Consider the following 12,525-nt stretch of genomic DNA (forward strand, 5'->3'; position numbering starts at 1 on the left):
AAGCCCCGACTCGCCGGGCCACCCGGACCACACCCGGCGCACGGGCGCCGCCGCGCGCCGGGGCGACTCCGGCGCACCACGGAACGCGCGCACACCCGACGCCGACCCCGTGACGCCGTGGACACGCTCCGCACACATCCGTGTACCATCAGCGATCGGTACGGCGCCCCGCCACGCGCCTGCCCGGCCCGCCCCGGCCCGCGACCGGGGTGCGAACCAGGAGGTCAGCCATGCCCGATGCCGGTCGGTTCAGCGATGTGGGAGAGCAGGGCTCGCGCGCGGTCATGGAGGCGGCCGCCGTCCTGGAACGGGAGCTGTCCGCCGGGCTCGCCGACGCCAAGGCCGCGAGCGCCCGGCTCACCGGTGAGCACCGGGTCGACCAGGAGGAGTTCGACCGGCTGGTCGGCCGGGTCTCGGAGAACACCCATCAGCTGATCGACGCGGTGAGCGAGCGGGTCCTCGCCAACACCGCCGGCGACGTGTCCGAGCAGGCCCAGCGGCTCGCGGCCAACGCCCACGACGTCCTCGACCTGCTGCTCGGCCTGAGCGCGCTCGCCCCCGGCCTCGCCAACCAGGGCCTGCGGAGCGCCTTCGGACCGCAGGGCGACCCGCGCGCGGCCGACGGCGCGGGCGCCCACGGGGGCGACGGCGCGGCACCCGACGAGAGGCCCCGGGGGTGACCACCGCGGTCGGACACCCCGCGGTAGAACGCCCCGCCGTCGGCGCGCCGCTGGTCGAGCGCGTCCTGGCCCGGTACCGCGAGCGCACCCTCGCCGAACTGCTGCGCCACATCCCCGAGCAGAGCCCGCCCTACCTCTACGACCTGGCCGCCGACTACCCGACCCGCCCCTGCAAGGGCCTGCGCGCGGCGCTCTGCCTGGCCACCTGCGCCGCGTTCGGCGGCCGCCCCGAACGGGCCCTCAACCCGGCCGTCACGGTGGAGCTGTTCCACAACGGCTTCCTCGTCCACGACGACATCCAGGACGGCAGCGAGCTGCGCCGGGGCGAGCCCACGCTGCCCGCCCGGTACGGGGTGGAGGTCGCGCTGAACGTCGGCAACGCGACCAACCTGCTCGGCCTGCGCCGGGTGATGGCCAACCGGCGGGCACTCGGCGGCGAGGTGGCCTGGCGGCTGTTCGAGGAGACCGAGCTGATGTGCCGCCAGTCCCTGGAGGGGCAGGCGCTGGAGATCGCCTGGATCCGCGACAACGCCTGCGGTCTGACCAGCGCCGACTACTACCGGATGTGCCTGAAGAAGACGTCCTGGTACACCTTCCTCTACCCGTGCCGCTCCGGCCTGCTGGTCGCCGAGGGGGCCGGCGCGGACGCCACCCGGCTGGACCGGTTCGGCTGGTACCTGGGCGCCGCCTTCCAGATTCAGGACGACGTGCTCAACCTGGTCGGCGCGGCCGAGGAGTACGGCAAGGAGATCGCGGGGGACCTCTGGGAGGGCAAGCGGACGCTGATGCTCATCCAGCTGCTGGAGCGCGCCACCCCGGCCGAACGCGCCCGGGTGGTGCGGTACCTGAGCCTCACCCGGTCGCAGCGCGGCCCCGGGGCGGCCGAGGACGTGGCCTGGCTGCTCGACCGGATGACGGCCTACGACTGCGTGGCGCACGCCCGGGAGGCGGCGGCCGGACTGGTCGCGGCCGCCGGACGGGAGATCGACGCCGTCCTGGCCGGGACCCCCGGGCCGGCCGACGACGGGAGCGACGGAAGCGGGGACGCCGAGGAGGCCGAGGAGGCCCGCGCGTTCCTGCTGGCGCTGCCCGGCTTCGTGGTGGCCCGCGGCCGCTGAGCCCGCCGCCCGCCCGACCCGGTTCCGCGGGCTCCCGCGGACCCGGCCCCGGCCGCCCCTGGGCGATGTCACCCCGTGTGCGTAAGATCCGGAACGTCGGTCCCGGACGGCGGGAACCGGCCGCACGACGCCCCGCGTCACCGGGGGTGACGTCGCACGGGTCGACGTGGGGGTGGGGTGGCCGATGTCCGTACGATCGGGGCTGCGGGAACTCGAACGGCTCGCCGGGCGACTGCCGGCCGGCGCGGAGCTGTACCGGCTCCGCCCGGACGGCCGGGTGCTGCTCGCGGACCGGGACGGCGCAAGGGAGTTGGGGCCGGAGGCCGCGCACGGGCCGGCCGGCGAGGAACTGCTGCGCTTCATCGACGAGGGCCAGTTCGCCCACTACCTGGTGGGTGACGCCAAGACCTCGCCGGAGCGGCCCTCGAACGCCACCTACAAACTCGGCATCGTCGCCCCGCGCAGCGCGTTCACGCCGCACGCGCACGGCGGCGAGCACCTGGTGCTCAGCCTCGGCCACGCCGCCTGCGGGCTGTACGACGCGGAACGGCGCCGGGTGGTGGAGGTACCGCTGACCCCGGGGCTGCTGATACGCATACCCGAGCTGATGCCGCACTCCTTCGCCAACCGGGGCCGCGAGCCGCTCAACATCCTGGCCGCCAACACCGGGTACGGCATCGACCACGAGGACTACGCGATCACCGCGGCCGAGGCCGAGCGCCGTTCGGAGACCGAACTCGCCGAGGCGCTGCGGGCGGTGGAGCACGGGCAGCGGATCGGCACGGTCGGCCGCCGGGAGCGTCTCGCCGCCGGGCTGCGGCGGCTGGCGGCCACGCTGGAGGAGTCCACGCGATGAAGTGCCCGCGCTGCGAGGCCGAGCTGCCCGGCAGAACCCGCACCGGCCGCACCTGCTGGAGCTGCAACCGGCGGTTCGCGCTGGAACCGAAGCTCACCCGGGGGCTGCACGACCAGCGGCTGCGCCGGACCGTCGAGCGGCTGGGCGACGGCGGCCGGGTCGTGCTGACGGTCGCACAGCTGCGCTGGGCGCACCACGAACGCGGGCGGCCGGCGACCCTGCCCCGCACGGACCCGCCGGGCCGGCCGGCCGAGCCCCGGTTCGAGGGCGTCGGTGTGCTCGCCTTCTGCCTCGGCATGGGCAGCGGGCTGGTGGCCGTCGCGTACTTACTGATCACCCGGCTGCCGGCCGCGATCATCCTGGCCGTCGTGGCCGGCCTGTTCGGCCTGGTCATGCTCGGGGTGATCGCGAAGGACGCCGTCCGGCTGCTGCGACGCGGGCGGATCCGGGCCGAGTGGGAACAGGCCGAGCGGCAGTGGCAGTCGCGGCGCGAACTGCTGCGGCGGTACGAGGACGCCTGGACGACGACGCTGGTCCAGCGCCTCGAATGGAGCGACGCGGACTTCCGGACCATGGTCCTGAACCCCTGGGACGAGGTCTACGGCGGCCTCCCGGCCGGTGTGGTCGAGGACGCCGCCGTCCGGCCCCCGGTACCGGACGGGCCGCCGGCGCTCGCGGTGCTCTGCCCGGACCGGACGGTGATCGCCTTCCTGCACGCCAACACCTTCGCCGAGCGCTACCGGGCGGTGATCGTCACCACGACGGCGGAGCTGCCGGACGACCTGCCGGTCATCGTGCTGCACGACGCCTCCCCGCAGGGCCTCCTGCTGGCGCGCGAGGCCAGGGCCGCGCGGCCGGCCGTCCCGGTGGTGGACGCCGGGCTGTCGGCCCGCACCGCGGTGGCGGCCGGGGACCGGGCCGTCCAACGGTACGAACACCAGGAGCGCGAGCCCCTGGAGGAGTTGCTGGCACGGCTGCCGGGGCTGTCCAAGGGGGAGCACGCCTGGCTCGCCGGCGGGCTGTGGAGCCCCCTGGTGGCGGTGCCGCCCAAGCGCCTGCTGACGATGGCCGAACGGGCCGCCGAGCGGGCGCTGCACGGAAACGTCGGATTCCTCAGCTGGCCGGTGCCGGAGGTACCGCGATGATCTGCCCGCACTGCTCCAAGGACCTGATCCAGCGCCAGCGGACCAAGCGCCGCTGCGGCTACTGCCGCGAGGAGTTCGCGCTCGATCCCAAGATCGACGGCGCCGGGCTGCACGACGTCCGGATCCGCAAGGCCGTCGGGAAGCTCTCCGACGGGGGCCGGCTGACCGTCACCGCGGGGCAGCTGAACCACTCCCTCCAGCACCGGGGCCGCCCGCCGCAGAAGTTCCGGGGCGACAAGGGCGTCGCCGCCGGACTGATCGTCCCCGGAGCCATCCTGACCCTGATCGCCCTCACCACGATCCTCACCCCGTTCGGCCCCTGGCTGCTGCTGCCGGCCGTCCTGCTGATCGGTTCCGGGATCCGCCAGTCGATGCTGGCGGACGTCCCCGCACCGGACGAATCGGTGCACTCCCGCTGGACCGAGGACGTCTTCCGCAGCACCGTGCTGGACCGGTGGCGGACCACCTACGGCGCCCTCCCGCCGGGGCTGGTGGACGAGGGCCTGGTCCCGCCCGGACCGCCGCCCGCCGCCCCGGCCCTCGCCCTGCTCTGCCCGGACCGGACGGTCACCGCCTTCCTGCGTGCCAACGGCTACGCCGAGCGCCACCGCGCGCTGCTGGTGCGGGACCTGCGCGAGGTCCCGGCCGGACTGCCGCTGGTGGTGCTGCACGACGCCTCCCCCCAGGGCCACCTGCTGGCCGCCGACGCGCGCGCCGCCCGCCCCGGTCTGCGGGTGCTGGACGCCGGGCTGTCGGTGCGCACCGTGCTGGTCGACGAGACCAGGTACACGCTGCTGCGCGACCTGTACCGCCCGGAGGAGCTCTACGTCCGGCTGGAACGGGCGGTGCCCGGGCTGACCGGCAGTCAGCGGGACTGGTTCGCCCAGGGCTGGTGGACCCCGCTCGCCGCGCTGCCCCCGAAGCGGCTGCTGGCGATCGCCGACCGGGCCGCCGAGCGGATCACCGCGCCGCCCGCGCCCCGGGACCCGGCCGCCCCGCGGACCGGACCGGTGCGCTCCCCGGCGGCGGGCCGGCCGGAGAACCCGCTGGAGACCCGCCGCCGGGCGCTCGCCGTCGGCTTCATGAGCTGGCCCGAACCCGAGCCGGACGGCACGCCCGGGGGCACCGGCGGGGCGCGAGCGGCCGGCCCGGACCTCGGCAGGGGCCCCGCATGAGCGCGGGGACGACGAAAGGCAGGAACCCCATGACGCTGCGTCCGCTCCTGGACGGCGCGCTGACCGTCGCCGCCGGCCGGGCCGGTGCACCCGGCGGGCTGCGGTACACCGAGCGGCAGCTCTACTACGAGCTGTGCCGGGTGCTCCAGCCGCTGCACGCCGGACCGCGCCGGATCCCGTACACGCTGGCACCGCCCGTCCGGTACGCCCGCTTCGCCGCCGCGCTCGCCGCGCGCCGGGACGAGTTGCCCGGCCTGCTGCCGCCGGCCGCGCCCCGACCGGCCGGGCCCCGCGCGGACGCCGCCGAGGAGTCCGACCTCTACGACTACGGGCTGCCCCGGCTGCTGGTCTGCCAGAGCCGGGAGATCACCGCGATGCTGATCGCCAACGACCTGCACCTGGAGGCCGCCTGCCCGATCGTCCCGGCCGACGAACTCCCGCTGGACGAGCGGCTGGTGGGCGCGCTGGAGCGGGCCGGGGGCGCCGTGGTGCACGTGCTGCACGACGCCAGCCCGTCCGGGCTGGCCTGCTTCGAGCAGGTCCGGGCCGCCTACGGCCCCGCCGGTGCCCCGGTGACCGCGGCCGGGTCGGCGGACGCCGGGCCCACGGGTGTCCGGGTGCGGTCGATGGGCCTGGTGCCCCGGCACGCCAACACCCTGCACCTGACCTCCGGGCGCGGGCCGCACGGCCACCGGGGGCCGCTGCCCGCCGGGCTGCGGCCCGAGGAACGGGCCTGGCTGGGCAGCGGCCGGACCATCGAACTGGCCGCCGTCGCCCCGGCCCGACTGCTGCACACCGTGATCCGCCGGCTCCGGGGCGGCGGGACGGCCGGTCCGCGCCGGACCTCGCTGCACCGGCGGGTCCGCACCGTGCGCGGCAGCGGCTTCCTCAGCTGGCCGGCCGGCTGAATCGGCGCGCCGTCCACCGTCACCCCGCCCCGTCCGCACCCTCCGAGCCGTACGCACCGTCCGACCTGCCCGAGTCTGTGAGGACCCCGCACCCATGAGCAACGCACGCCATCTCGGCTACCGCGACGAACTGCTGGCGGACGGCCAAGTCCACCGCCGGTACGAGGACGGCCGCAGCGAGTGGCGCCGGCGCGGCACCCACCGGCAGATCCACTGGCACGACAGCCTCGGCCGCTCCGGCACCGACGAGCCGCTCGGCCGCGACCTGGTCAAGCGGCGGTTCGCGGACGGCACCGCCGAGTACGGCCGTGACATCGGCTACGGCCGCACGGTGTGGGGCGGCGGGCTGGTCACGCTCAACCGCAGCTCCTTCGGCGGACGGCTCGGGGTGGTGGTCGGCGCCCTCGGGGTGGCGGGCGTCGCCGCGATCACGGCCGCCCAGCTGCCGCCCTCGGCGCTGTCCGAGGCCGAGGAGGAGGAACTGCGCCAGCAGGCCCGCCAGCAGTCCTCCTCCTCCGGGGGTGACGGCGGCAGCGGCGGAGGCGCCGACATATCGGCCGACGACGACCGCTCCGGGGGCCACGACGGGGACCACCACGGGGACGACGGTTCCCCCGGCTCCACCGAGGACTTCGGCGACTGGGGCGACGGCGACGACGGCTGGGACGGCGACGACTTCGGCTGAGCCACCGCCCCGAACGGCGCCCAGGCCGCCACCCGGCCGGCCCCACCGCCCGGCCACCCCGCCGGCGGCCCGCGATCCACCTGCGGGCCGCCGTCCGACGAAAGGCACCGCTCCACCATGCCCCGCTGCTGCGCCCTCGCCGGCCCCGACGCCGACCGGGCCCGCGCCCACCTCGCCGCACTCACCGGCGCCACCGCGCCGAACGGTGCCCAGGCCGCCCTCCTCCCCGCCGAACCCGGCTTCGCCACCGGCCCGTTCACCGTCGACGGCCGCACCGCCGTCGGCGAGGTCACCCTGCACAACCGGCCCGAACTGCTCGCCGCCCTCACCGCGGCCGGCTCCCCCGCCCCCGCGGACCTGCCGGACGGCGAACTGCTGCTCCGGCTCTGGCTGCGACTCGGCGCGGACGGGCTTCGGCGGGCCGACGGGATGTTCGCCCTCGCCGTCGTCGACGGCGCCGATCTCGTCCTGATCCGCGACCACGCGGGCGCCCGCACCCTGTTCCACGCCCGCGCCGACGGCTGCTGGGCCGCGTCCACCTCGCTCCGCGCCCTGCGCCACTGGCCCGCCCTCGGCACCGGCCTCGACCTCGCCGCCGTCCGCTCCTTCCTCACCTTCGCCTACCTGCCCGGCGAGGAGACCCTGCTGCGCGGCGTGCGCGAGGCGCTGCCCGGCCGGGTGCTGCGGCTCGCCGCCGACGGCGGCACCCACCAGGAGTCGTTCTGGGAGCCCGCCGAACGCCTTCCCGAGGGCGAGGCGCCGCCCCCCGAGGAGTACGCCCGGGAGCTGCGCGCCCTGCTCGAAGGGGCCACCGCGCGAAGGCTCCCGGCCGGCGGCCCGGTCGGCGTGCTGCTGTCCGGCGGCGTCGACAGCTCGCTGGTCACCGCGCTCGCCGCCCGGCTGCACGACCACCCGGTGCACACCTACTCGATCAGCTTCGGCGACCGCCTGCCCAACGAGCTGGGGTACTCCGGACTGGTCGCCGACCACTGCGGCACCCGGCACCGGATCCTCACCGTCTCCGGCGAGGAGGTCGCCGCCCGGCTCGCCGACACCGTCGCCCTGCTGGACAGCCCGGTCGGCGACCCGCTGACCGTGCCCAATCTGATGCTCGCCGAGGCCGTCGCCGCCGACGGGATCACCGTCTCGCTCAACGGCGAGGGCGGCGACCCGGTCTACGGCGGCCCGAAGAACCTGCCGATGCTGGTCCACGAGATGCACCGCGACGATCCCGCCCCCGAGGCACGGGCCGAGGCGTACCTGCGCTCCTACCGCAAGTGCTACGAGGACCTGCCCCTGCTGCTCACCGGCGAGGCCCTGCGGGCGCTGGACGACGAACCGCAGCCGCGCCGCTTCGTCGCCCCGTACCTCACCCCCGGGCCGATGCACTCCCTGCTCAACCAGCTGCTGCACTGCAACCTGCGGACCAAGGGCGCGCACCACATCCTCACCAAGGTCGAACGGCTCACCGCCTCGCGCGGGGTGCAGGGTCGCTCACCGCTGTTCGACCGGAGGGTCGTCGACCACGCCTTCGCCACCCCGCCGACCCTCAAACTGCGCGGCACGGTGGAGAAGTGGATCCTCAAGGAGGCCGTCCGCGACCTGCTGCCGGCCGCGGTCGTGGACCGGCCGAAGAGCGGGATGCGGGTCCCGGTCCAGCAGTGGCTGCACGGGCCGCTGCGCGACCTGTCCGCCGAGCTGCTGCTCGGACGCACCGCGCGCGAGCGCGGCCTGGTGCGGCCGGACACCGTGCGCACCTGGATGCGCCGGGAGGGGACGCTGCTGCCGCGCCAGGGCGGGAAGCTCTGGCTGGTGCTCACCCTCGAACTCTGGCTGCGCGCCTACGACCTGTGACCCCCCTCGGCCCCCCGCGCCGCGCAGCCTCGCGTTCGGCCCGCTCGACCCGCTCGACCCGGTCGGTCCGTTCGGTCCGTTCCGCCGCCGACTGCTCTCCCCGCGCTGTCCCCCGTTCCCACTGACCCGGCCCGGAGGCCCCGTCATGGCACCGTCCACCGTTCCCGCCGCCCCCGAGATCCACCTCACCGACCCGCGCACCGGCCACACCCGGGGCACCCTCGTCCCGGCCCGCGCCGCCGAGGTCGCCGGGACCGTGGCCCGCTCCCGGGCCGCCGGGCCGCGCTGGCGCGCGCTCACCCCGCGCGAGCGCGAGCGCCGCCTCGACGCACTGGCCGACCTGATCGAACGCCACCTCACCGAGTACACCGTGCTGGAGCAGGCCGGCACCGGGAAGCCCGAGGCCGAGGCCGCCGCCGAGGTCCGCGAGGTCGCCGACCTGTTCCGCTTCTACGCGGGGGCCGCCCGCACCGGCACCGCCCCCGCCGCCGGCCGCTACCTGCCGGGGCACGAGAGCTGGGTCCGCTGGGAACCGGTCGGCGTGGTCGCGGCCGTCGTCCCGTGGAACTACCCGCTGCTGATGGCCGCCTGGCGCTGCGCCCCGGCCCTCGCCGCCGGGAACACCGTGGTGGTGAAGCCCGCCGAGAGCACCCCCGACTCGGCGGCGCTGCTCGCCGTCCACGCCGCCGAGGCACTCGGCCAGGACGTGCTGACCACCCTGGCCGGTGACCGCGAGAGCGGCCGGCTGCTGGTCGCCGCCGGTGTGGACCTGATCGCCTTCACCGGCAGCGCGGCCGCCGGGGCCGACATCGCCGCCCGGGCCGGCCACCGCCGGGTCAGCCTGGAGCTCGGCGGCAACAGCCCGGTCCTCGTCCTGCCCGACGCGCCCGGCCACACCTGGTCCGCGCTCGCCGCCGCGTGCACCTACAACGCCGGGCAGAGCTGCGCCGCGCCCGCCCGGGTGATCACCCTCACCGAGAACTACGAGCGGACCGTCACCGCCCTCGCCGCCGCCCTCGGCGCCCGGGAGGCGGGCCGCGACTTCGGCCCGCTCAACAACCCCGACCAGGCCGCCCGGTACGACCGGCTGGTCGCCGCCTCCGCGGCCGAGCGCTCGCTCGCCGCGCCCGGCCGCGGCGACGGCCTCTGGCGTCCCGCCCGGCTGCTCGCCGACCTCCCGGACGACGACCCGGCGGTGGTGGAGGAGGTGTTCGGCCCGCTGCTGACCGTCCAGCACGCTCCCACCGTCGAGGCCGCGCTGGCGCTCGCGAACGGGGTGCCGCAGGCCCTCGCCGCCAGCGTGTGGACCGCCGACCTGTCGTCCGCCCTCGACCTGACCGCCCGGCTGGACGCGGGCGAGACCTGGATCAACTGCCATCTCGCCCAGAGCGCCGAGCTCCCGCACAGCGGCCGCGGCGCCTCCGGCCAGGGCGTCGACCTGTCCACCCTCGCCCTGCACGAGTACCAGCGCCCCAAGACGGTGACCGCCCGGCTCCGCGACGGCGGCTGAGCCCGGCCGCGCCCGGCGGGCCGCCCGGGTGCGGGCGGCCCGGGTGCGGGCGGCCCGCCGGGGAGGACTAGGGCGTGACGGACCCGGCGAACGGGGTCAGGCGAAGGCGCCGGGGCGGCCGAGGGCGACCAGGCGGTGGTCCTTGGTGCCGATGTAGATCCGCCCCTTGTCGGTGGCGGGCACGGAGAACTTGCTCACCGTGCCGAGCGGGACGGAGCGGCGCAGCTTGAGCGTGCCGTTCACCGGCACGGGGTCGTACGCCCGCAGTTCGCCGCCCTCGCCGTACTTGCCGGTGCCGGACCAGATCACCCAGACCAGGGCGGAGCCGGTGCGGCTGCCGTCGGAGGTGACGACGGGCGAGCCGGACATCTTGAGGAAGTCCTCGGCGCTGGTGCCGGCGCTGCTCAGCTGCGGGGTGCCGGCGGCGGTCACCCCGTACTTGAGGGCGCGCAGCTTGCCGTAGTTCTCCACGGTGTAGACGTAGCCGCCGTCGCCGCCCCAGACCGCGGGGTGGCCCCACACGCCGCCGAAGGGGCCGGTGAGGCCGACGACCTTGTCGGTGCCGTTCGGGCCCTGGCCGGTGCCGCCGAGGTCGTCGCGGTCGAGCAGGAAGATCCGGCCGTCCTTCCCGACCTGGACCAGCAGGTGGGGGTGGGCGGCGGTGCCGAAGCCGGACGGCAGGGCGACCGGGCCGCCGGAGCCGAGGTCGGTGTCCTTCCGGTCGAGGGTGGCGTTGTTGGTGGGGCTGAAGAAGTCCGCGGGGGCGAAGCCGCCGTCCGCGTCGACGGCGAAGCGGATCACGGACTCGCCGAGGCCGCCGGGCGGGCGGTTGCCGGGGCCGGGGGCGGGCGAGGCGCCGGCGCCCTGGCCGTTGGCGGTGGTGAGGAAGAACCGGCCGGGGCCGTCGGAGACCAGGCCGCCGCCGGACATCCAGACCGAGGCGCGCTGGGTGTCGGAGCCGGCGACGGTGGAGAACAGGGTGAGCCGGCGGGTGCGGGTGTCGAGGCCGGCCACCGTGCCGATGTAGTCGCCGATGCCGCAGAGCGAGCCGAAGCCGAAGTAGAGCCGGCCGTCGAGCAGCAGCAGGCCGGGCCGCTGGAGTGAGCGGTAGGCGTTGAAGGGCTTCCCGGGCGCGTTCACCGGGTCGCCCTGGACGGTGACGGGCCAGCCGCTGCGCTCAACGCCGGTCCGGGCGTCGAGGGCGTGCACGTAGTGGTGCGGGTGGTGGTCGTCGGGGCCGTCGTCGACCTTGCTGGTGAGGTAGACGGTGCCGGTGGCGGGGTCGTGGACCGGGGTGGAGGTGGTGCCGACGTTGGGTCCGGGGTCGGAGCAGCCGATGGCGGCGGAGGCCCAGGCCGGGCCCGTCTCGCGGTGCCAGACGATCTTCCCGGTCCGGGCGTCGACGCCGTAGACGTGGTTGGTCTCGGTGGCGACGACGACGGTGTCGCCGATCACCAGGGGCTGGGCGAAGACCTGGCCGTCGAGCTGGGTGGAGAAGCGGACGCCGAAGTCCGACCGGTCGACCTCGGTCGGGTCGAGCAGCGGTTCGTCGCGGTCCCAGGCGGTGCGGTCGTTGCCGAAGGAGATGGTGGTGACGTCGGCGCGGGCGGTGCCGGCGGCGAGCGGGGCGAGCAGGGCGAGGCCGGTGAGGAGCGCGGCGGCGCGCGGCAGGCGGCGGCGCGGGCGGGGCCGGGCGGCCGGGCGGGGGCCGGGGGTGGTGCGGTTCATGGCGCCATGGTTCGGCGGGCCGGGCGGGCCCACCAGCGGAAGTGGTCCAGTCGGCGGGCGGCCGTTCGCGCCGTTCGCCGGACACGCCACCGAAGTTGATCTATCGTCGTCCCCGGCACGTCGAACAACGAACGGGGAGAACAGCGGTGCGGTACGGAATCATCGGTACGGGTGGGGTCGCGCGGACGATCGCCGACAAGCTGGTGGCACTCGGGCACGAGGTGACCCTGGGGTCGCGCAGCAAGGACAACGAGGCGGCGGCGGCCTGGGCCGAGCAGGCGGGGCCGACCGGCCACCACGGGACCTTCGCGGAGGCGGCGGAGTTCGGCGAGGTGGTCCTGAACGCCACGCCGGGGACGGTCGCCCTGGACGCGCTGCGGGCGGCGGGCGCGGAGCGGCTGGCGGGCAAGCTCCTGATCGACCTCTCCAACCCGCTGGTCTTCTCGGCCGAGGGCGAGCTGACGCTGGACCCGGTGAACACCGACAGTGTCGGTGAGCGGATCCAGCGCGAGTTCCCGCAGGCCCTGGTGGTGAAGACGCTCAACACGGTGACCGCGCCGGTGATGGTGGACCCGTCCCGGCTCGCCGGGGAGCACAACATGTTCGTCGCCGGTGACGACGAGGGGGCCAAGGCGCGGACGGTGGCGCTGCTGGGCACCTTCGGCTGGCCGGCGGAGTCGGTGATCGACCTGGGCGACATCACGGGCGCCCGGGCGATGGAGATGATGATGCCGTTCTGGATCCGGCTGATGCGGGCCTTCGGCACGGCGGAGTTCAACTACTCCTTCAAGCGCGCGAAGTAGCGGCTACGGGCCTCCAGGGCCTGTCTCCACGGTCTGACTCCACGACCTCGGCTCCACGGACCT

11 protein-coding genes are annotated in these 12,525 nt (G+C 75.9%); 10 read left to right on the forward strand and 1 reads right to left on the reverse strand.

The features are described 5' to 3' along the window. Positions 1–230: 230 nt before the first annotated feature. The 9 genes from ACIQ9P_RS09750 to ACIQ9P_RS09790 all read left to right on the forward strand — a co-directional run bounded on the left by ACIQ9P_RS09750 (position 231) and on the right by ACIQ9P_RS09790 (position 9,931). Positions 231–680, forward strand: coding sequence for a hypothetical protein (locus ACIQ9P_RS09750; protein ID WP_402352481.1), 450 nt, complete (start codon positions 231–233; stop codon positions 678–680). Beyond that, positions 677–1,798, forward strand: coding sequence for a polyprenyl synthetase family protein (locus ACIQ9P_RS09755; RefSeq protein WP_402352484.1), 1,122 nt, complete (start codon positions 677–679; stop codon positions 1,796–1,798). The genes ACIQ9P_RS09750 and ACIQ9P_RS09755 overlap by 4 nt, the downstream gene beginning before the upstream one ends. Before the next feature lie 184 nt (positions 1,799–1,982). Beyond that, a complete protein-coding gene (locus ACIQ9P_RS09760; protein WP_402352487.1) occupies positions 1,983–2,654 on the forward strand; it encodes a cupin domain-containing protein in 672 nt (223 codons plus the stop codon). Then, entirely contained in the window at positions 2,651–3,799 is a 1,149-nt protein-coding gene (locus tag ACIQ9P_RS09765; RefSeq protein WP_402352490.1) for a hypothetical protein, read from the forward strand. The genes ACIQ9P_RS09760 and ACIQ9P_RS09765 overlap by 4 nt, the downstream gene beginning before the upstream one ends. Then, positions 3,796–4,974, forward strand: coding sequence for a hypothetical protein (locus ACIQ9P_RS09770; protein ID WP_402352493.1), 1,179 nt, complete (start codon positions 3,796–3,798; stop codon positions 4,972–4,974). Before ACIQ9P_RS09765 ends, ACIQ9P_RS09770 begins: the two co-directional genes overlap by 4 nt. 29 nt (positions 4,975–5,003) lie before the next feature. Further along, entirely contained in the window at positions 5,004–5,882 is an 879-nt protein-coding gene (locus ACIQ9P_RS09775) for a hypothetical protein (RefSeq protein WP_402352496.1), read from the forward strand. 94 nt (positions 5,883–5,976) lie between these two features. After that, positions 5,977–6,567 (forward strand): hypothetical protein, encoded by a 591-nt coding sequence (locus ACIQ9P_RS09780; protein ID WP_402352499.1) that lies wholly within the window; start codon positions 5,977–5,979, stop codon positions 6,565–6,567. A 117-nt stretch (positions 6,568–6,684) separates the two neighbouring features. After that, positions 6,685–8,421 carry an asparagine synthetase B family protein gene (locus ACIQ9P_RS09785; RefSeq protein ID WP_402352502.1) on the forward strand — a complete coding sequence of 579 codons (1,737 nt, stop codon included), beginning with the start codon at positions 6,685–6,687 and terminating at the stop codon, positions 8,419–8,421. 145 nt (positions 8,422–8,566) lie between these two features. Continuing rightward, entirely contained in the window at positions 8,567–9,931 is a 1,365-nt protein-coding gene (locus ACIQ9P_RS09790; RefSeq protein WP_402352505.1) for an aldehyde dehydrogenase family protein, read from the forward strand. Between the two features lie 96 nt (positions 9,932–10,027). Here the strand turns inward: ACIQ9P_RS09790 and ACIQ9P_RS09795 are convergent, their stop codons facing one another. Further along, positions 10,028–11,659 (reverse strand): PQQ-binding-like beta-propeller repeat protein, encoded by a 1,632-nt coding sequence (locus ACIQ9P_RS09795; protein ID WP_402352508.1) that lies wholly within the window; start codon positions 11,657–11,659, stop codon positions 10,028–10,030. Positions 11,660–11,805: 146 nt separating this feature from the next. Here ACIQ9P_RS09795 and ACIQ9P_RS09800 point away from each other — a divergent pair, with 146 nt between their 5' ends. Beyond that, a complete protein-coding gene (locus ACIQ9P_RS09800; RefSeq protein ID WP_402352510.1) occupies positions 11,806–12,462 on the forward strand; it encodes an NADPH-dependent F420 reductase in 657 nt (218 codons plus the stop codon). Positions 12,463–12,525: the final 63 nt, after the last annotated feature.

The sequence above is a fragment of the Kitasatospora sp. NPDC094019 genome, from assembly GCF_044764505.1.
In the GTDB taxonomy this organism is placed as follows: domain Bacteria; phylum Actinomycetota; class Actinomycetes; order Streptomycetales; family Streptomycetaceae; genus Kitasatospora.